General features: G+C 71.3%; 18 protein-coding genes. 5 read left to right on the plus strand and 13 right to left on the minus strand.

Annotation, left to right across the window (positions count from 1 at the left end):
* The first annotated feature begins 98 nt into the window (after positions 1-98).
* The gene (locus tag ACLBYG_RS21590) at positions 99-755 is read left to right on the plus strand and encodes a class I SAM-dependent methyltransferase (RefSeq protein WP_447682791.1); all 657 of its coding nucleotides are present in this window, start codon (positions 99-101) and stop codon (positions 753-755) included.
* A gap of 159 nt (positions 756-914) precedes the next feature.
* Here ACLBYG_RS21590 and grxD read toward each other — a convergent pair whose 3' ends face one another.
* From grxD to recQ, 5 genes are all read right to left on the minus strand, one after another.
* On the minus strand, positions 915-1253 hold the full coding sequence (gene grxD / locus ACLBYG_RS21595; protein WP_012318124.1) for a Grx4 family monothiol glutaredoxin: 339 nt from the start codon (positions 1251-1253) through the stop codon (positions 915-917).
* 39 nt (positions 1254-1292) lie between these two features.
* A complete protein-coding gene (locus ACLBYG_RS21600) occupies positions 1293-1787 on the minus strand; it encodes a DUF29 domain-containing protein (protein WP_447682792.1) in 495 nt (164 codons plus the stop codon).
* 23 nt (positions 1788-1810) lie between these two features.
* Complete coding sequence (locus ACLBYG_RS21605; RefSeq protein ID WP_007568343.1) at positions 1811-2047, minus strand: BolA family protein; 237 nt, start codon at positions 2045-2047, stop codon at positions 1811-1813.
* A 26-nt stretch (positions 2048-2073) separates the two neighbouring features.
* Positions 2074-4299 (minus strand): phosphoribosylformylglycinamidine synthase subunit PurL, encoded by a 2226-nt coding sequence (gene purL / locus ACLBYG_RS21610; RefSeq protein WP_447682793.1) that lies wholly within the window; start codon positions 4297-4299, stop codon positions 2074-2076.
* 154 nt (positions 4300-4453) lie between these two features.
* Complete coding sequence (gene recQ / locus ACLBYG_RS21615) at positions 4454-6295, minus strand: DNA helicase RecQ (protein ID WP_447682794.1); 1842 nt, start codon at positions 6293-6295, stop codon at positions 4454-4456.
* Positions 6296-6377: 82 nt separating this feature from the next.
* Here recQ and ACLBYG_RS21620 point away from each other — a divergent pair, with 82 nt between their 5' ends.
* Positions 6378-6605: a type II toxin-antitoxin system VapB family antitoxin gene (locus ACLBYG_RS21620; RefSeq protein ID WP_447682795.1), complete on the plus strand. Its 228-nt coding sequence runs from the start codon at positions 6378-6380 to the stop codon at positions 6603-6605.
* Positions 6605-7006 (plus strand): type II toxin-antitoxin system VapC family toxin, encoded by a 402-nt coding sequence (locus ACLBYG_RS21625; RefSeq protein WP_447682796.1) that lies wholly within the window; start codon positions 6605-6607, stop codon positions 7004-7006. Before ACLBYG_RS21620 ends, ACLBYG_RS21625 begins: the two co-directional genes overlap by 1 nt.
* A gap of 4 nt (positions 7007-7010) precedes the next feature.
* On the opposite strand, the gene denD is transcribed toward ACLBYG_RS21625, so the two are convergent.
* The 5 genes from denD to ACLBYG_RS21650 all read right to left on the minus strand — a co-directional run bounded on the left by denD (position 7011) and on the right by ACLBYG_RS21650 (position 12418).
* Positions 7011-7988 carry a D-erythronate dehydrogenase gene (denD, locus tag ACLBYG_RS21630; RefSeq protein ID WP_447682797.1) on the minus strand — a complete coding sequence of 326 codons (978 nt, stop codon included), beginning with the start codon at positions 7986-7988 and terminating at the stop codon, positions 7011-7013.
* 26 nt (positions 7989-8014) lie between these two features.
* The gene (otnK, locus tag ACLBYG_RS21635) at positions 8015-9289 is read right to left on the minus strand and encodes a 3-oxo-tetronate kinase (RefSeq protein ID WP_447682798.1); all 1275 of its coding nucleotides are present in this window, start codon (positions 9287-9289) and stop codon (positions 8015-8017) included.
* Positions 9286-10068, minus strand: coding sequence for a 2-oxo-tetronate isomerase (gene otnI / locus ACLBYG_RS21640; protein WP_447682799.1), 783 nt, complete (start codon positions 10066-10068; stop codon positions 9286-9288). Before otnI ends, otnK begins: the two co-directional genes overlap by 4 nt.
* A 12-nt stretch (positions 10069-10080) precedes the next feature.
* Positions 10081-10989 (minus strand): L-threonate dehydrogenase, encoded by a 909-nt coding sequence (ltnD, locus tag ACLBYG_RS21645; RefSeq protein ID WP_447682800.1) that lies wholly within the window; start codon positions 10987-10989, stop codon positions 10081-10083.
* 106 nt (positions 10990-11095) lie between these two features.
* Positions 11096-12418 (minus strand): MFS transporter, encoded by a 1323-nt coding sequence (locus tag ACLBYG_RS21650; protein ID WP_447682801.1) that lies wholly within the window; start codon positions 12416-12418, stop codon positions 11096-11098.
* Positions 12419-12727: 309 nt separating this feature from the next.
* Between ACLBYG_RS21650 and ACLBYG_RS21655 the strand changes: the two genes are divergently transcribed.
* Positions 12728-13735: a LacI family DNA-binding transcriptional regulator gene (locus ACLBYG_RS21655; protein WP_447682802.1), complete on the plus strand. Its 1008-nt coding sequence runs from the start codon at positions 12728-12730 to the stop codon at positions 13733-13735.
* Entirely contained in the window at positions 13732-14412 is a 681-nt protein-coding gene (gene otnC, locus ACLBYG_RS21660) for a 3-oxo-tetronate 4-phosphate decarboxylase (RefSeq protein WP_447682803.1), read from the plus strand. The genes ACLBYG_RS21655 and otnC overlap by 4 nt, the downstream gene beginning before the upstream one ends.
* Before the next feature lie 180 nt (positions 14413-14592).
* Here otnC and glyS read toward each other — a convergent pair whose 3' ends face one another.
* From glyS to ACLBYG_RS21675, 3 genes are all read right to left on the minus strand, one after another.
* A complete protein-coding gene (gene glyS / locus ACLBYG_RS21665) occupies positions 14593-16692 on the minus strand; it encodes a glycine--tRNA ligase subunit beta (RefSeq protein ID WP_447682804.1) in 2100 nt (699 codons plus the stop codon).
* Between the two features lie 52 nt (positions 16693-16744).
* Positions 16745-17188, minus strand: coding sequence for a DUF3828 domain-containing protein (locus ACLBYG_RS21670; RefSeq protein WP_020092468.1), 444 nt, complete (start codon positions 17186-17188; stop codon positions 16745-16747).
* Positions 17189-17419: 231 nt separating this feature from the next.
* Positions 17420-18328: a glycine--tRNA ligase subunit alpha gene (locus ACLBYG_RS21675; protein WP_447682805.1), complete on the minus strand. Its 909-nt coding sequence runs from the start codon at positions 18326-18328 to the stop codon at positions 17420-17422.
* Positions 18329-18410 lie beyond the last annotated feature (82 nt).

Consider the following 18410-nt stretch of genomic DNA (forward strand, 5'->3'; position numbering starts at 1 on the left):
GGCGTTCAAACGATCCATACGTTGGAAAGGGTCTGATATACGCGATCGCGGCGGCGAAGGCGAATGCGCGCCGCCCACAGGGGGCCTGACGGAGAGCCATGGCGACCGACACCCGAGCCGGGCAGGCGATCTACAATCCGCGGACGCTACAGATCTACGACCTCGTGGTGCTGCGCCTGTCGAACCCCCTGATCTGGCGCTGCCCCACGGCGCGGATCCTTGATCTCTACGACCGGCACGCGGGCCTCGCGCATCTCGACGTCGGGGTCGGGACCGGCTGGTACCTCGACCGATGCCGGTTCCCGGCGCCCGCGCCGCGGGTCGGCCTGATGGACCTCAACGCCGACAGCCTCGCCTTCGCGGCCGACCGGATCGCGCGCTACCGGCCCGAGACCTACCGGGTCGACGTGCTCGGTGCGCCGGCCAGCGGCATCGCGCCGTTCGACTCGATCGGGATGACCTACCTGCTGCACTGCCTGCCGGGCGACATCGCCGCCAAGGCGAGGGCCTTCGACACGGTGCGACCGTGCCTGGCCGACGACGGCGTGGTGTTCGGCGCCACGATCCTCGCGGGCGGCGTCCCGACCACCGGCGCGGCGCGGGCGCTGATGCGGATCTACAACCGCAAGGGGGTGTTCTCGAACGCCGCCGACACCCTGCCGGCGCTGCGCGCGGCGCTGGATCAGCGGTTCCGGTCGGTCGGGATCACGGTCGTCGGCTGCGTGGCGCTGTTCGTCGCGCGGGAGCCGCGCTGATCCATTCGCCGTCTTTGCGAGCGGAGCGAAGCAATCCAGCCGCGCCACACCCGCCAACCTCGCGCTGCCCTGGGTTGCTTCGCTGCGCTCGCAAAGACGGGCACGAAAAAGGGCGCCCGCGGGCGCCCTGATCCGTCCCTCAAAAGCCGCGAAAAAAAATCAAGCGGCGGCGGTCTTCACCGGCACGCCCTTCTCGGACAGGAAGGTCTGCAGCTCGCCCGACTGGAACATCTCGCGGGTGATGTCGCAGCCGCCGACGAACTCGCCCTTCACGTAGATCTGCGGGATGGTCGGCCAATTCGAGAAGGCCTTGATGCCCTCCCGGATCTCCTGATCGGCCAGGACATTCACGCCCTTGAACGGCACGCCGAGATAATTGAGGATCTGCACCACCTGCCCCGAGAAGCCGCATTGCGGCATCTGCGGCGTGCCCTTCATGAACACCACCACGTCCTGGGAGGCGATCTCGTTCTGAATGGTCGTGTTGACGTCGGTCATCGCTCTGTCCTTGTTCGTCGGTCGTATGTGAGGTCTGAGTCAGCGGCGCGCAACCGAAGCGGCGATCGTACGAAGTGCGCGCTCAATATCGAAAGTCTCGGTCAGCAGATCCTCAAGACGGATCGGGCAGGCTTCCGGCAGCCCCGGGAGCAGCGCATTCCTATAGGCGCTAAGACCAGCCTCGGCCGCCGTGACGGCCGATTTCCAGATCCTGCTCCAGTTCAGCCTTTGCCGCATCGACGCTTCGTAGGCGTTCCAGGCGGTGATCTGGAAGGTCGCGACCTCCTCCCGCCAATGCAGGCTGGCCGGCGCGAGCGGGGCGGAGGCGCGCTTGAGGAGGTGGGCAAGCGTCTGGATCAACAGCCCCTCGACGGCCCGCAGATGCGAACGCCCCACGCTCGCGATCTCCTCGGCAACGTTCTCCCAATCGACCGCGTTCGACAACTCAGGCCGTTCGGCCAGCGCGCGCAGGGCCGCCGCCTGCTCCTCGGCCCAGGTCACGATGTCGTCGTCGTAGAGACTCGGTCGATCCATCGGGAGCGCTCCCGCGAGAAGGCTCAATCCTGCGGGACGCCCGTGGTCAGCGCAAGGGCGTGGAGCACGCCGCCCATCCGGCCCTGGAGGGCGCCGTAGACCATCTGGTGCTGCGCCACCCGGGTCTTGCCCTTGAAGGCCGCCGACAGGACGGTGGCGGCGTAGTGGTCGCCGTCGCCCGCGAGGTCGCGGATCTCCACCTGCGCGTCCGGCAGGGCCTCGCGGATCATGCGCTCGATCTCGCCCGCATCCATCGGCATCGGGAAACTCCTCGTCAGAACGGGGCTCAGGCGGCCGGCGCGGCCGGCTGGCTCGCCATGTAGTCGGGCAGCCAGCCCTCGTGCGCCGCATTCAGGTCGGCGAGCGATATGGTCTCGCCGCCCGGCAGGGTCAAACGGTCGGAGCCGGCGACGCCGACCGAGGCCGCGGCCACGCCCTGGGCCGCGGCAGCCGCGAGGAGATCGGTGGCCGCCTCCGGCCGCAACGCCAGCAGGTAGCGGCCTTGATCCTCGCCGAAGAGGTAGGCGTGGGCCGGCAGGTCCACCGGCACGTCGGAGAGCGCCGCGCCGATCCGGCCCGCCATGGCCATCTCGGCGAGCGCCACGGCAAGGCCGCCATCCGCGAGGTCGTGGACCGTGTCGACGGTGCCGGCCTGGATCAGGCCGCGAACGAAGTCGCCGTTGCGGCGCTCCAGGGCGAGGTCGACGGGCGGCGGCGCCCCCTCCTCGCGGCCCTCGATCACCGACAGGTAGGCGGACTGACCGAGCCAGCCCTCGCTGTCCCCGATCAGCACCAGCACGTCGCCTTCGCGCTTCAGGGCGATGGTCGCGTGGCGCGCCACGTCGTCCAGCACGCCGACGCCGCCGATGGTCGGGGTCGGCAGGATGCCGACGCCGTTGGTCTCGTTGTAGAGCGAGACGTTGCCCGACACGACCGGGAAGTCGAGCGCCCGACAGGCCTCGCCGATGCCCTGGAGGCAGCCGACGAGCTGGCCCATCACCTCGGGCTTCTCGGGGTTGCCGAAGTTCAGGTTGTCGGTGATGGCGAGCGGCTTGGCGCCGACCGCCGTGATGTTGCGCCACGCTTCGGCCACGGCCTGCCGGCCGCCCTCGACCGGGTCGGCCTCGCAGTAGCGCGGGGTCACGTCGCAGGTGAGCGCGAGGCCCTTCGGCCCGTCCTCGACCCGCACGATGGCGGCGTCGCCGCCGGGCTTCTGCACGGTGTTCCCTAAGATGAAGTGGTCGTACTGCTCGAAGACCCAGCGCTTCGAGGCGAGGTCGGGGGAGCCGACGAGGCGCTTCAGCGCGTCGGTGAGCGAGGCCGGGGCCGCCACATCGGCGGCCGCGATCACCGGCTGGTGGGTGTTGGCGAGGTGCGGCCGGTCGTAGAGCGGGGCCTCGTCGCCGAGCTCCTTGATCGGCAGGTCGGCCACGGTCTCACCGTGCCATTTGATCACGAAGCGCAGCGTGTCGGTGGTCCGGCCGATGACCGCGAAGTCGAGCCCCCACTTCACGAAGATGGCTTCGGCCTCGGCCTCCATGCCGGGCTTGAGCACCATGAGCATGCGCTCCTGGCTCTCCGAGAGCATCATCTCGTAAGGCGTCATGCCCTCCTCGCGGGCCGGCACCTTGTCGATGTCGAGCTCGACGCCGAGGTCGCCCTTGGCGCCCATCTCCACCGCCGAGCAGGTGAGGCCCGCCGCGCCCATGTCCTGGATGGCGATGACCGCGCCGGAGGCCATCAGCTCCAGGCAGGCCTCCAGCAGCAGCTTCTCGGCGAAGGGGTCGCCGACCTGCACGGTCGGGCGCTTCGACTCGGATTCCTCGTCGAACTCGGCCGACGCCATGGTGGCGCCGTGGATGCCGTCGCGGCCGGTCTTGGAGCCGAGATAGACGATCGGGTTCCCGACGCCGGCGGCGGCCGCGTAGAAGATGCCGTCGGTGCGGGCGAGCCCCACCGCCATGGCGTTGACCAGGATGTTGCCGTCGTAGCGCTTGTGGAAGCCGGTCAGGCCGCCGACGGTCGGCACGCCGAAGGAGTTGCCGTAGCCGCCGACGCCCGCGACCACGCCCGAGACGAGGCTGCGGGTGCGCGGGTGGTCGGGGGAGCCGAAGCGCAGGGCGTTGAGCGCCGCGATCGGCCGCGCGCCCATGGTGAAGACGTCGCGCAGGATGCCGCCGACCCCGGTCGCCGCGCCCTGGTAGGGCTCGATGTAGCTCGGGTGGTTGTGGCTCTCCATCTTGAAGACGCAGGCGTGGCCGTCGCCGATGTCGATGACGCCCGCGTTCTCGCCCGGTCCCTGGATCACCCACGGCGCCGAGGTCGGCAGCCCGCGCAGATGCTTGCGGGAGGACTTGTAGGAACAGTGCTCGTTCCACATGGCCGAGACGATGCCGAGCTCGGTCAGCGTCGGGTCGCGCCCGATCAGGCCGCGGAAGCGTTCGTACTCGTCCGGCGTCAGGCCGTGCTGGGCCACGAGCTCGGGGGTGATCGGAACGTCGTTGCGGAACATGGGCGGTCTCGACGAGGGCGGTCCGGGAGCCCCGGCAGGGCCCTCGACCCGATGCGCGACCCGAACCGGGCCGCGCGCGGCGACGGTGACGGATTAGTGCGTTCCGCCACCGCGTTGCAATACGCCGGCCCTGCTGGCCGTGTATGGGTGCCGGTCACGCGGCCGGCGGATGGGCCAGAAAATCGGCGATCGCGGCCACGAACCTGTCGCCGTAGGCCTCGCGCTTGCGCTCGCCGACCCCGTGGACGGTGCGCAGCGCCCAGAGATCGACGGGCTTCTGACGGGCCATCTCGATGAGGGTCCGGTCCGGGAAGACCATGAAGGCAGCGATGCCCTCGGCCCGGGCGAGCGTGGCGCGCAGGCCGCGCAGGTGCTGGAACAGCGCCTCGTCGGTCTCCGAGAGGGCGATCTCGCCGTCCTCGCGGGCGGCGGCCCGGCGGCGATCGCGGGATTCGGCCTTCGGCTCCGGATCGGGGCGGAGCTGGACCGGCTCCCGGCCGAACAGGATCGCCTCGCCCTTCTCGGTCATGGACAGGCCGCCGTAGCCGTCGGCGTTCTCGGCGATCGCCCCGGCGGCGAAGAGCTGGCGCAGGATCGCCCGCCACGCCGCCACTGGCTTGTCCGCCCCGACCCCGAAGGTCTTGAGGCTCGCGTGGCCGTTGCGGCGGATCTGGTCGCTCTCCTTCCCGTGGACCACGTCGCAGATATAGGCCGCGCCGAAGCGCTGCCCGGTGCGCACGATCGCCGAGAGGATCTTCTGGGCCGGGACGGTCCCGTCCACGAGGGTGACGCCGCCACGGCACAGGTCGCAGCGGCCGCAAGCGCCGCTCGACTCGCCGAAATAGGCGAGCAGCGACTGGCGGCGGCAGGTGGCGCCCTCGCACAGGGTGATCATCGCCTCGAGCTTGCGCCGCTCGACCCGGCGGCGGTCGTCCGAGATCTCCTTCTCGTCGATCTGGCGGCGGCGGAGCGCCATGTCGTCGAGGCCGTAGAGGGTCAGGGTGTCGGCGGGCAGCCCGTCGCGGCCGGCGCGGCCGATCTCCTGATAGTAGCCCTCGACGTTGTTGGGCATGTCGGCGTGGCAGACGAAGCGCACGTCCGGCTTGTTGATGCCCATGCCGAAGGCGACTGTGGCGGTCATCACCACCCCGTCCTCCTGCAGGAACCGGTCTTGGTTCGCCATCCGCGTCGCTTGGTCGAGGCCGGCATGGTAGGGCAGGGCGTCGAACCCGTCCTTCCGAAGGGTTTCGGCGAGCTGCTCGGTGCGCTTGCGCGACGAGCAGTAGATGATCCCGCTCTCCGCGCGCCGGTGCTTCAGGAACCGCTCGATCTGCCGGGCCGGGTTGTCCTTGGGCTGGAAGGTCAGCCGGATGTTCGGCCGGTCGAAGGAGTGGACGAAGATCTTCGGGGGCCGGTCCTGCGGGAACAGGCGCTCGGCGATCTCGGCGCGGGTCGCGGCGTCGGCGGTGGCGGTGAGCGCCAGGGTCTGGACGTTGCCCAGCGCCGTCCGGGCGCGGGCGATCTCCCGGTACTCGGGCCGGAAATCGTGGCCCCACTGCGAGACACAGTGGGCCTCGTCGACGGCGAGCCGCCGGACGCCGGCGCCGCGCAGGGCGTCCATGCAGCCGTCCATCAGCAGGCGCTCGGGGGAGACGAACAGCAGCCGCAGGTCGCCGGAGCGCAGGGCGCGCCACGTCTCGCGAGACTCCGACTCGGCCACCGTCGAGTTGAGGGTCGCGGCGCGGATGCCGACGCTGCGCATCTGCTGGACCTGATCGTGCATCAGCGCGATCAGCGGCGAGACCACCACGGTGAGTCCCGGATCGACCAGGGCCGGGAGCTGGTAGGTCATCGACTTGCCCGAGCCCGTGGGCATCACGGCGAACACGTCGGTCCCGTCGAGCACCGCGCCGATCACCTCGTCCTGGCCGGGGCGGAAATCCTCGTAGCCGAACGTCTTCTTCAGCGCGGCGCGGGCCTCGTCGAGGCGGGTCATCGGGATCCTTGGTCGGGGTCTGGCCGCCCTTGCGGCAGGGGTGTGTAGACACTAGCCTCCCTGTGTCTACACGGGGGCCGCCATGCCGCTCAACATCCGCAGCGAAGAGGTGAATCAGCTGGCCGAGAAGCTGGCATCGCGGGCCGGCGTGAGCAAGACCGAGGCAGTGCGACTCGCGCTCTCGAACGAGCTGGCGCGACGCGTGCCCCTTGCAGAACGGCTGAAGCCCCTCCTCGACAGGATGGATGCCGTGCCGCGCACGGGCCTCGAGGCCGACAAGGCATTCTACGACAGCCTGAACGACGAGTGATGTTCGTCGACGCCTCGGCTCTCGTCGCGATCCTGACCGCGGAGCCGGAACGCCCCGTCCTGCTGGACTGCCTCGACGGCGCGGTGACGCCGCTCACCTCGGGCCTCGCCATCTTCGAGGCGGTGATCGCGGTGGCTCGCAAGAAGGCGATGTCGGTCGCGGATGCCGAAGCGGAAGTCGCGGAGCTCATCCGCATCGCCGGTCTGCGCATCGTTCCCATCGCCGAGGCCGTGAGCGCCCAGGCCGTCACGGCCCATGCTCGCTACGGCAAGGGCCGCCACCCGGCGCGCCTGAACCTCGGCGACTGCTTCGCCTATGCCTGCGCACAGGTGCACGGCGTGCCGCTGCTCTATGTCGGCGACGATTTCCCGCAGACCGACATCCGTTCGGCCCTCGGCTGAGGCTTCAGCCCCCGTGGAACTCGGCCACGTGCTGGGCCAAGATCGCGTCGAAGGATTCATCCGCCCGGAAGCCCAGGGCCAGGGCGGCCTCCGGCTCGAACGCCTCCGGCCAGGAGCCGACGATCCGCGCGATGGTGGCGTCGGGTTCGTGCCGGATCAGCGCCACGGCCTTGTCGCCCGCCGCGCGGCGCAGAGCCTCGATCTCCTCCGCCACCGTCGCCGAGACGCCCGGCATGGTCAGGCTGATCCGCGGGCCGATCGCCGCGAGGTCGAGCCCGGCCGCGTGCGTGAGGAAGCCCACCGCCGCCGCCGGGCTGGCGAACCAGTGCCGCACCGTGTCGGGCACCGGCAGGATCGCCTCCTGGCCGGCGAGCGGCTCGCGGATGATGCCCGAGAAGAAGCCCGAGGCCGCCTTGTTGGGCTTGCCCGGCCTCACGCAGATCGTCGGCAGCCGCAGGCCGATCCCGTCGAGGAAGCCGCGGCGCGCGTAGTCGGCGAGCATGAGCTCGCCCATGGCCTTCTGGACCCCGTAGGAGGAGGCCGGGCGCAGTATGTGGTCGTCCGGGATGACCTTGGGGAAGGGCGGCCCGAACACCGCGAGCGAGGAGGTGAAGACCAGCTTCGGCCGGTAGCCGTCCGCCGCGCTGGCCGCCCGGATCGCGTCGAGGAGCAGGCGGGTGCCGTCGAGGTTGACCCGGTAGCCCAGCTCGAGGTTCGCCTCGGCCTCGCCGGAGACCACGGCGGCGAGGTGGAAGATGACCCCCGGCCGCTCGGCGATGGCGGCCTCGGCGGCGCCGGGCGCCGTGAGGTCGGCGGCCTCGGCCCGCACCGGACCGGAGAAGCCCTCGGGCGCCGCGGGCGGGACCACGTCGAGGAGGGTAAGGGCGGTGAGCGGCTGTCCGCCGACCCGGCCATCCCTCACCAGGGCGTCCACGAGGCGGCGGCCGATCATGCCGGCGGCGCCGAGAATCAGGGCGTGCATGGAAAACCTCCCGTCGGGTTGTGGCGTCAGGCCATCATGTCGAGGGCGCGGCCGAAGAAATCGGCGCCGCCGAAATTGCCGGATTTGAGGGCGAGCAGCATCGGCTCGGGCCGGCCCGCGGTGCGCAGCACCGGCACGCCCGCGGCGATCTCGGGCCCGAGCAGGAAGGCGGTGAGGCCCAGCCGGTCGACCACCGCGCCGGAGGTCTCGCCGCCGGCGACCGCGAGCCGGCGCACCCCGCGGGCGACGAGGCCCTCGGCGATCGCCGCCAGCGCCGCCTCGATGGCGTGGCCGGCCGCGTCGACGCCGTGGGCGGCCTGGAGCGCGCGCACCGCCTCGGGCGGGGCCGAGGTGGCGATCAGTACCGGGCCCGAGGCCAAGTGCTTGTCCGCGAAGGCCAGGGCCTCGGCGACCACGTCGTCGCCCGCGAGCAGCCGCGCCGGGTCGAGGCGCAGCACCGGCATGATCGTTTCCGCGGCGGCGACCTGCTGGAGGGTCGCCTGCGAGCAGCTGCCGGCGAGGCAGGCGGAGGCGCCGCCCACCGGTTCGCCCACAGCCGCGCCGGCGGCGTCCTTGGTTCCCCGCCCGTCGGCCGCGAGCGCCCGGGCGAGGCCGAGGCCGAGGCCGGACGCGCCCACCGAGAACTTGCGGCCGACGATCGCCCGGCCGAGCACCTCGAGGTCGCTGTCGAAGATCGCGTCCGCGATGGCGGCGCCCTTGCCCTCCTGCGCGAGGGCGTCGAGGCGGGCGGCCACGGCCTCCGCGCCCTTCGCCACCGTGGCGGTGTCGATCAGGCCGACGGGACTGCCGCTCTGGCGCCCGAGCACGCGCACGAGGTTGGCGTCGCGCATCGGGTTCAGCGGGTGGTCCTTGAGCGGGCTCTCGTTCAGCGGCACCGAGCCGACGAACAGGTTGCCCTGGTAGACGCTCCGCCCGGTCTCCGGGAAGGCCGGGGTGACGAGGGCGACGGTCTCGCCCGCCTCCGCCCGCAAGGCGTCCATCACGGGACCGATATTGCCCGCATCGGTGGAGTCGAAGGTCGAGCAGACCTTGAACATCACGTGGGCCGCGCCCCGGGCCCGCAGCCAGGCCTCCGCCTCGCGGGAGCGCGCCACGGCCTGGTCGGCGGGGATCGAGCGGCTCTTGAGGGCCACCACCACCGCGTCGGCCTCCGGCAGCGACCGGCCGTCCTCAGGCACGCCGATGGTCTGGATCGTGCGCAGGCCCGCCTTGGTCAGCGTGTTGGCGAGGTCCGAGGCGCCCGTGTAGTCGTCGGCGACACATCCCAGCGCGAGGCTCATCGGGCGCTCCCCTTGTAGGCGGCGAGCCAGCCGAGGCCCGCGACGGTGTCGGCGGCCGGAATGTACTCGCAGCCGACGAAACCGCGGTAGCCGAGCCGGTCCAGCTCGTCGAACAGGAAGAAGTCGGCCATCTCGCCGGTGCCGGGCTCATGCCGCTCGGGCACGCTCGCGGTCTGGACGTGGCCGATGAGCGGCATCAGGGCGCGCAGCCGCACGGTCACGTCACCGTGCAGGATCTGGCAATGGTAGAGGTCGAACTGGAGCTTCAGGTTCGGCAGGGCGAGGTCGCGGATCAGGTCGGCCGCGCGGCCGAAATCGTTGAGGAAGTAGCCCGGCATGTTGCGGCCGTTGATCGGCTCCAGGACGAGGTCGAGGCCGGCCGGCGCCAGCCGCTCCGCCGTCCAGGTCACGGCCCGGCGGTAGGATTCGACCGCCCTGGGATCGTCCCAGGGGGCGAGGCCCGCCATGAGGTGTAGCCGGCCGACGCCGGTCGCCTCGGCGTAGGGAAGCGCCGTGTCGACCCCCGCCTTCAGCTCGTCGAACCGCTCGGGGAAGGCCGCGATCCCGCGCTCGCCCTGGGCGAAGTCGCCCGGCGGCAGGTTGAACAGGGCCTGGGTCAGGCCGTTCGCGCGGAGCCGCGCGCCGATGTCGTCCGGCGCGTGCTCGTAGGGGAACAGGAACTCGACGGCGTCGAACCCGGCCCGGGCCGCGGCCTCGAACCGGTCGAGGAACGGCACCTCGTTGAACATGAGGCTCAGGTTGGCGGCGAAGCGCGGCATGGTTCTGTCCCCTCAAGCTTTCTCGGGCAGCTTCGCCCCCGAGACCTGGGCGTAGAGCCGCGCCACCGAGGCGTCGTCGTCCCGGCCCATGCCGGCGCCCGACGCCATCAGGAACATCTGCAGGGCCGCCGCCGCCACCGGGACCGGGTACTTCTCGGCCCGAGCCATGTCCTGCACGATGCCGAGATCCTTGACGAAGATGTCGACCGCGCTCTTCGGGCTGTAGTCGGCGTCGAGGATGTGCGGCACCCGGTTCTCGAACATCCAGGAATTGCCGGCCGACTTGGTGATCACCTCGTAGACGCGCCGGAGGTCGAGCCCCTGCTTGGCCGCGAAGGCCATCGCCTCCGAGGCGGCGGCGATGTGCACGCCCGCGAGCAGCTGGTTGATCATCTTGAAGGCCGCGCCCTGGCCGGCCGCGTCGCCGAGCTCGTAGAGCGTGCCCGCCATGGCATCGAGGGCGGGCCGCGCCTTCGCGAAGGCCGCCGCCGAGCCCGAGGCCAGGAAGGTCAGGCCGCCCTCGGCCGCGCGGGCGGCGCCGCCGCTCATCGGGGCGTCGAGGTAGTGGCGGCCGGTGGCCTCCAACCGCGCCGCCAGCGCCCGGGCGACGGCCGGATCCATGGTGGCGGAGGAGACGAACACCGCGCCCTCCGGCATCGCGGCGGCGCCGCCGTCCTCGCCGAACAGGACCGCCTCGGTCTGGGCGGCGTTGACCACCACGCTCACCACCACGTCGGCGTCCCGCGCCGCTTCGGCGGGGTTCGCGGCGCCCCGGCCGCCGGCGGTCACGAAGCGCGCCACCGCCTCCGGGTTCACGTCGCAGGCAGAGACCGCGAAGCCCGCCCGCAGGAGCGAGCCGGCCATCCCGGAGCCCATGGAGCCCAGGCCGATCACCGCGGCGCGGGGTGTTGCGTTGGTCATCGGGGACGGCTCCTGAAGCTGGGAAAGGGCGCCTCGGCGTCGCCGCTCGAAGCGCGGGTCCCCTCTCCCGTGCGGGAGAGGGGCCAGGTCGCGCCTGGATCAGAGGTCAGCGGTTGACCATCCGGGCGGGCGTCACGAACACGCAGACCGCGCCGACCACCAGCATGGCGGCCAGCGCGTAGAGGCCCATGGCGGTGCTGCCGGTGGCGTCCCGCAGGGCGCCGATCACGTAGGGGCTGACGAAACCCGCGAGGTTCCCCACCGAGTTGATCAGCGCGATGCCGGCCGCCGCGCCCGCGCCGCTGAGGAACGCCGTGGGCAGCGACCAGAACAGGGGCGAGCAAGTCAGCACGCCGGCCGCCGCCACCGACAGGGCCGCGATGGCGAGCGTCGTCGAGCCGGCATTGGCCGAGACCACGAAGGCGACCGCGCCGATCAGCGCCGGGATGATCAGGTGCCAGCGGCGCTCGCGCATCCGGTCGGCGGAGCGGCCGAGCAGGATCATCACGATCGCCGCGCAGACGAACGGGATCGCGCTGATCAGGCCGATGTTGAAGTTGCCCTGCACGCCCGACGCCTTGACGATCGTCGGCATCCAGAAGGTCAGCCCGTACTGGCCGGTGACGAAGGCGAAGTAGATCAGGCTCATGAACCACACGCGGCCGTTGCGGAACACGGTGGCGATGGAGTGCGGGCTCGATTCCTTGCCCTGGTTGTCGGCCGCGATGTCGCGCTCGAGGAGCTGCTTCTCGGCGTCGGTCAGCCACGTGGCCTCGGCGGGGCGGTTGTCGAGGTAGAAGAACACCGCGAGGCCGATCAGCACCGCCGGCACCGCCTCGATCAGGAACATCCACTGCCAGCCCGACAGGCCGTGGGCGCCGTTGAACGCGTCCATGATCCAGCCGGAGAGCGGGTTGCCGAAGATGCCGGAGATCGGGATCGCCGCCATGAACACGGCGATCACCCGGGCCCGGCGATGGGCCGGGAACCACGAGGTCGTGTAGAAGATGACGCCCGGGTAGAACCCGGCCTCGGCGAGACCGAGGAGGAAGCGCATCCCGTAGAAGCTCCACTCGGAGTTCACGAACAGGAACGCCCCGGAGATCACCCCCCAGGTGATCATGATCCGGGCGATCCACACCCGGGCGCCGACCCGGTGCAGGATCACGTTCGAGGGCACCTCGAACAGGAAGTAACCGAGGAAGAAGATGCCGGCGCCGAGACCGTAGACCGTCTCGGAGAACTTCAGCTCCTGGGACATCTGGAGCTTGGCGAAGCCGACATTCACCCGGTCGAGATACGCCACGACGTAGCAGAGCATCAGGAACGGCACGAGGCGCCAGAACACCTTCGCGTAGGTGCGGTCGGCGAAGGACTTCTCGTCCGCGGGTGCGGTGGCGCCCCCCAGCGGGGCGGCTTGAACCGGCATGGCGTGCTCCCTGGTCCGGGCCGCACGGCTGCCGGACATTGCTCTTCACCGCTCGTCGGGCGGCGCTGGGGCGGTGCCATATCGCCTTTTGGCAGCGCTGCCAATCCGGTTGTGCGAGATAATGCAGGCGGCTATGTCAGTCGTGGATCGACGCGGACGGTCTTCCCATCTCCTGCCTTATGCCGAGGCGCCGCAGCGCGGCGGAGGCCTCCTTCGGGGCCCGCTCCGCGGTCGTCTCAGGATGAGGGGAGGACGCCGGGAGGCTCGACGGGCGTCGTGGAAAAAAAACAGCGCCGGGAGAGCGGGGCCATGGACGACATCCAGCCGCCGGGGCGGCTCGTCACCCTCACCGACGTCGCCCGCGAGGCCGGGGTCGGCGAGAGCACGGTCTCGCGGGTCCTGCGCAACCACGGTTCCTACTCCAAGCGCGCCGGCGAGCGGGTGGCGGAGGCGGTGGCCCGGCTCGGCTACGTGCCGAATCGCCTCGCCGGCAGCCTCGCCGGCCAGGGGGCGAGCGCGCGGCTCGTGGGCGTCGTCATCCCGTCGCTCGCCAACGTGGTCTTCCCCGACCTGCTGCGCGGCCTCACCGCCGCCCTCGACGCCGACGGCGTCCCCTGCGTGATCGGCGTCAGCGACTACGACCCGGACCGGGAGGAGGCGCTGGCCGCCGCGCTCCTGTCCTGGCGGCCGGCGGCGCTGCTGCTCACCGGGCTGGAGCACAATCCCGGCACCGTCGCCCTGGCGAAGGCCGGGGGCGTGCGCGTGGTCGAGATGATCGACACGGACGGGGAGGGGATCGACGCCGTGGTCGGCTTCTCCAACCGCGCCGTCGGGGCGGCGAGCGCCCGCCACCTCGTGGCGCGCGGGTACCGGCGGATCGGCTATCTCGGCCACGACCTCGCGGTCGACCTGCGCGCGGGCAAGCGGCTCGCCGGGTTCGAGGCCGCGCTCGGGCAGGCGGGTTTGGCGCTCCACGGCAAGGAGATCCGGACGGGACCGTCCTCGCCGGCCTCGGGCCGGGCCGGGCTGGAGGCGCTGCTGGCGCGCGTGCCCGATCTCGACGCGGTCTACTTCTCCAACGACGACATGGCGCTCGGCGGCTACTTCTCCTGCCTGTCGACGGGGCTGGCGGTGCCGGGACGGATCGCGCTGTTCGGCTTCAACGGGCTCGACTTCGCGGCGGCGATGCCGCAGCCCCTGTCGACGGTGCGCACGCCGCGCCTGGAGATCGGCCGGCAGGCCGCCGCCTGCCTGACCGGCGCAGGCCCGAGAAGAATCGATCTCGGATTCGAGCTGATCGAGGGAGCGACCGCATGAGCGACGAGAGCCGGCTGCGCGAGGAGATCTGCCGCTACGGCCGCTCGCTGTTCGAGCGCGGCCTGACGCCGGGCTCGTCCGGCAACATCTCGCTGCGCCTGCCCGACGGGGGCTGGCTGGTGACGCCGACCAACGCGTCGCTCGGGTTCCTCGACCCGGCGCGGATCTCGCGGCTGGACGATGCGGGGCGGCTGGTCTCCGGCGACAAGCCCACCAAGGAGATCCCGCTGCACAGCGCACTCTACGAGAGCCGGAACGAGGCGAAGGCCATCGTCCACCTGCACTCGACCCACGCGGTGGCGGTCTCGATGCTGCCGGAGGTCGACCCGAAGCAGGTGCTGCCGCCTCTGACGCCCTACTACCTGATGCGCACCGGCGGCACGGCGCTCGTGCCCTACTATCGCCCGGGCGACCCGGCCGTGGCGGACGCGATCCGGGGCCTCGCGGGTAAGTACAGCTCGGTGCTGCTCGCCAATCACGGACCGGTGGTGGCGGGCGACAGCCTGGAGGGCGCGGTCTTCGCCACCGAGGAGCTGGAGGAGAGCGCCAAGCTCTACCTGCTCCTGCGCAACCTCAACCCGCGGCAGCTGAGCCCCGGGCAGGTGGCCGATCTGGTGAGCCATTTCGGCCTGACCCTGCCGGAGCCGGACGACCATGCCGGGCACGATCACGGGTGAGGGCGGTGGGTCCGCTCTCCCATCAGACCACCTCATCCTGAGGTGCGAGCGCAGCGAGCCTCGAAGGAGGGCTTTAGACGCCGCCGCGATCAAGGAGCCCTCCTTCGAGGCCTTCGCGATGCTCCGGCACCTCAGGATGAGGGGGGAGGAGGATAGGATGGGGCTGCGGTGGTCTCCGCCTCACCCCTCGATCTTCGCGAACTCCGCCACTTCCCGCGTCGCGGCGCGCAGCGCGTTGAGCAGAGCCAAGCGGTTCTCGCGGAGCTTCGGATCGGGGGCGTTGACGGTCACGTCTTGGAAGAACGCGTCGACCGGCGCGCGCAGCGTCGAGAGCGCCTGCATGGCGCCGGCGAAATCCTCGCGGGCGATGGACGCCGAGGCGGTCTCCCGCGCCTTCGCCAGGGCCTCGGCCAGGGCGCGCTCGGCCGGCTCGCCCGCGGCGGCCAGCGCCGCGTCCGGCGCGGAATCGTAGGCGCGGCCGTCCTTCTTCTCCTCGATCCGCAGGATGTTGGCCGCGCGCTTGTAGCCCGCCAGCAGGTTCTTGCCGTCCTCGGTGTCGAGGAACTGGCCGAGCGCCTCGACGCGGCGCACGACCATCAGCAGGTCGTCCTGGCCGGGGAGGGCGAAGACGGCGTCGATCAGGTCGTGGCGGGCGCCCTGGTCGCGGAGATAGACCTTCAGGCGGTCGGCGAAGAAGCCGAGGAGATCCCGCGCGTCGGCACCGGCCCGCCCGGCGAGGCCGCGATCCGCGGCGCCGACCTGCTCCAGCAGCCGCAGGCGCAGGCCGCGGTCGAGGATCAGTCGGATCACGCCCAGCGCCGCTCGGCGCAGTGCGAACGGGTCCTTGCTGCCCGTGGGCTTCTCGTCGATCGCCCAGAAGCCCGCCAGCGTGTCGAGCTTGTCGGCGAGCGCCACCGCGATCGAGACCGGATCGGTCGGCACCCGGTCGGAGGGGCCGAGCGGCTTGTAGTGCTCCTCGATGGCCGCGCAGACGCTGCCGTGCTCGCCCTGGAGCGCCGCGTATTTGCGGCCCATCAGGCCCTGAAGCTCGGGGAACTCGCCGACCATCTCGGTGACGAGGTCGGCCTTGGCGAGGCGCGCGGCGCGCTCGGCGAGCGCCGGGTCGGCCCCCACCAGCGGCGCGAGGTCCTTCGCCAAGGCGGCGATGCGGGCGATGCGCTCGCCCTGCGTCCCGAGCTTCTCGTGGAAGACGATGGCGTCGAGCTTGGGCAGCCGGTCTTCCAGGCGGGTCGCCTTGTCGGTCTCCCAGAAGAACTTCGCGTCGGACAGGCGCGCCCGGACCACCCGCTCGTTGCCGGCGGTGATCGCTTGGCCACCGTCGGTGGCGACGAGGTTCGAGACCAGGATGAAGGCCGGCGCCAGGTCCTCCGCGCCGCCCTTGCGCAGAACGAAGCACTTCTGGTTCGCCCGGATGGTCGCCCGGATCGCCTCGGCGGGGATGTCGAGGAAGGGCTCGTCGAACGAGCCCATCAGCACGACCGGCCATTCCACGAGGCCCGACACCTCCTCCAGCAGGCCCTCGTCCTCCACGAGGTCGAGGCCGCGGGCGAAGGCGAGGTCGCGGGCGTCGTGCAGGATCACGTCCTTGCGCCGGTCGGCGTCGAGGATGACCTTCGCGCGCTCCAGCGCCTGGATGTAGTCGTCGAACCGGCGCACCTCGATCGCCTCGGGGGCGAGGAAGCGGTGGCCGTAGGTCACGGTGCCGGCCGCGATCCCGGCGACTGAGACGGGGACCACCTCCGGCGTCTCCGTCTCGGGCCCGAAGGTCGCGACGATCGACTGCAGGGGGCGCACCCAGCGCAGCGAGCCCGGCTCGGCCGAGGCCGCGCCCCAGCGCATGGATTTCGGCCAGGGGAAGCTCTTGACGATCTCGGGCAGGAGTTCGGCCAGGACGTCGAGCGTCTCGCGGCCGGGCCGCTCGATCACCGCGAGGTAGAACTCGCCCTTCTTCGGGTCGGTGACGGTCGTGGCCTGGTCGAGGCTCGTCAGGCCCGCGCCCTTCAGGAAGCCCTGGACGGCCGCCTCGGGCGCGCCGACCCGCGGGCCGCGGCGCTCCTCGCGCACGGCCTCGCCCCGGGCAGGCAGGCCGGCGATGTGGAGCGCCAAGCGGCGCGGCGTCGAGAACGCCCGGGCGCCCTCGTACAGGAAGCCGCGCGCCACCAGGGCGTCGGTGACGAGCTTCTTCAGATCCTCCGCCGCGCGCCGCTGCATGCGGGCGGGGATCTCTTCCGAGCGGAGTTCGAGCAGGAGGTCGGGCATGGGGCGGCCATATCGCCGCGTCGCACCCCTGTCGAGGGTCGGCGCGCGGGGCTCAGCGCGACTCGCCCTTGAGGATGGTCGAGAGCTGCCACTTCCGGTCGCCGATCGCGTGGGCGTCGGAGACCTTCCAGCCGCCGTCCTCGCGCACGAGGTCGTACACGATGACGTTGGCGCCGTTGCCGCCCTTGCGCTCGACCGTGACCTTCGCCTGGTCCTTGCCCTCGGTGGCCTCCTTGAAGGTCAGGTTCTTCACCGTGTCGGGCTTCAGGGGCTCGCCGTTCAGGCGGTAGTCGAAATCGAGGTTGCCGGTGGCGCCGTTGGCCTGCTTCGCGTCGGCGTCGAACAGGCCCTGCAGGCGCTTCGAGTACACGGAGGAGTGATTCGGGTGCGGCTCAGCGTAGAGCTTCTTGACCGTGGCCTCAGGCCCGGGATCGGCCGCCAGCGCGGGGGCGAGGCCGAATCCGAGGAGGCCGAGGGCGAGGATCGTCTTCTTCATTGGGCATGTCCCGCGTCTGCGGACGCGCCAAGGCGCGCCGGTTGGCGGGGGTTGCAACGCGCGAGGGCTCAAGGGGCTCCGCGATGGGGCTCCGCTCCGTCATCGCGAGCGCAGCGAAGCGACCCAGGGCAGCGGAACGTCCCTACGCGTGGCGCCGCTGGATTGCTTCGCTCCGCTCGCAAAGACGGGGCATGCGAAGTCTGCGATGCGCGCCGGTTTCGTCGGAATGACTCACGCCCCGCCGGCGGCGGTCCTCAACCACGCCGCGCCGCAGGCCTTAGCCAGTTCCCGCACGCGCAGGATGTAGCTCTGGCGCTCCGTCACCGAGATCACGCCGCGCGCGTCGAGCAGGTTGAACACGTGGCTCGCCTTGATGCACTGGTCGTAGGCCGGCTGCGCCATGCGGTGGCGCGCGCCCTCCGCGTCCGGCGCGCCCGCCGCGAGGTAGGACCGGCAGGCGGCCTCCGCGTCGGTGAACTGGCGGAACAGCATCGCGGTGTCGGCCGCCTCGAAGTTGTGGCGGGAGTACTCCTGCTCGGCCTGCAGGAACACGTCCCCGTAGGTGATCCGTTCGGTGCCCTCGGCGCCGTTGAAGTCGAGGTCGTAGACGTTCTCGACGCCCTGGACGTACATGGCGAGCCGCTCCAGCCCGTAGGTCAGCTCGCCCGCCACCGGCGCGCACTCGAAGCCCGCCACCTGCTGGAAATAGGTGAACTGGCTGACCTCCATCCCGTCGCACCAGCACTCCCAGCCGAGGCCCCAGGCGCCCAGGGTCGGGCTCTCCCAGTCGTCCTCGACGAAGCGGATGTCGTGGAGCTTGAGGTCGACGCCGATGGCGGCGAGCGACGCGAGGTAGAGCTCCTGCAAGTTCGGCGGGTTCGGCTTCAGGATGACCTGGAACTGGTAATAGTGCTGGAGCCGGTTCGGGTTCTCGCCGTAGCGGCCGTCCTTGGGCCGGCGCGACGGCTGGACATAGGCCGCCTTCCAGGGCTTCGGGCCGAGCGCCCGCAGGGTCGTGGCCGGATGGAACGTGCCGGCACCGACCTCCATGTCGTAGGGCTGGAGGATCACGCAGCCCTGCGCCGCCCAGAATTCCTGAAGCGTCAGGATCAGACCCTGGAAGGATTTTTTCTCGGACATCGGTCTCGGCGGCTCGGGATCGCGCGGCGGCTGGGGCCGCCGGCGGGCCGGTTTAGGTGCGGGCGGCGAGGGGTGCAAGGCG

Source organism: Methylobacterium sp. D53M, from assembly GCF_053345625.1.

Bases quoted from the DNA above. Each gene is read 5' to 3' on its own strand.
- grxD (WP_012318124.1), bottom strand. From the start codon at position 1,253: ATGACCGACGTCAACACGACCATTCAGAACGAGATCGCCTCCCAGGAC.
- purL (WP_447682793.1), bottom strand. From the start codon at position 4,299: ATGTTCCGCAACGACGTTCCGATCACCCCCGAGCTCGTGGCCCAGCAC.
- glyS (WP_447682804.1), bottom strand. From the start codon at position 16,692: ATGCCCGACCTCCTGCTCGAACTCCGCTCGGAAGAGATCCCCGCCCGC.
- ACLBYG_RS21655 (WP_447682802.1), top strand. From the start codon at position 12,728: ATGGACGACATCCAGCCGCCGGGGCGGCTCGTCACCCTCACCGACGTC.
- ACLBYG_RS21600 (WP_447682792.1), bottom strand. From the start codon at position 1,787: ATGGATCGACCGAGTCTCTACGACGACGACATCGTGACCTGGGCCGAG.
- otnK (WP_447682798.1), bottom strand. From the start codon at position 9,289: ATGAGCCTCGCGCTGGGATGTGTCGCCGACGACTACACGGGCGCCTCG.
- ACLBYG_RS21670 (WP_020092468.1), bottom strand. From the start codon at position 17,188: ATGAAGAAGACGATCCTCGCCCTCGGCCTCCTCGGATTCGGCCTCGCC.
- ltnD (WP_447682800.1), bottom strand. From the start codon at position 10,989: ATGACCAACGCAACACCCCGCGCCGCGGTGATCGGCCTGGGCTCCATG.
- ACLBYG_RS21650 (WP_447682801.1), bottom strand. From the start codon at position 12,418: ATGCCGGTTCAAGCCGCCCCGCTGGGGGGCGCCACCGCACCCGCGGAC.
- otnC (WP_447682803.1), top strand. From the start codon at position 13,732: ATGAGCGACGAGAGCCGGCTGCGCGAGGAGATCTGCCGCTACGGCCGC.
- ACLBYG_RS21605 (WP_007568343.1), bottom strand. From the start codon at position 2,047: ATGCCGATGGATGCGGGCGAGATCGAGCGCATGATCCGCGAGGCCCTG.
- ACLBYG_RS21620 (WP_447682795.1), top strand. From the start codon at position 6,378: ATGCCGCTCAACATCCGCAGCGAAGAGGTGAATCAGCTGGCCGAGAAG.
- otnI (WP_447682799.1), bottom strand. From the start codon at position 10,068: ATGCCGCGCTTCGCCGCCAACCTGAGCCTCATGTTCAACGAGGTGCCG.
- recQ (WP_447682794.1), bottom strand. From the start codon at position 6,295: ATGACCCGCCTCGACGAGGCCCGCGCCGCGCTGAAGAAGACGTTCGGC.
- denD (WP_447682797.1), bottom strand. From the start codon at position 7,988: ATGCACGCCCTGATTCTCGGCGCCGCCGGCATGATCGGCCGCCGCCTC.
- ACLBYG_RS21590 (WP_447682791.1), top strand. From the start codon at position 99: ATGGCGACCGACACCCGAGCCGGGCAGGCGATCTACAATCCGCGGACG.
- ACLBYG_RS21675 (WP_447682805.1), bottom strand. From the start codon at position 18,328: ATGTCCGAGAAAAAATCCTTCCAGGGTCTGATCCTGACGCTTCAGGAA.
- ACLBYG_RS21625 (WP_447682796.1), top strand. From the start codon at position 6,605: ATGTTCGTCGACGCCTCGGCTCTCGTCGCGATCCTGACCGCGGAGCCG.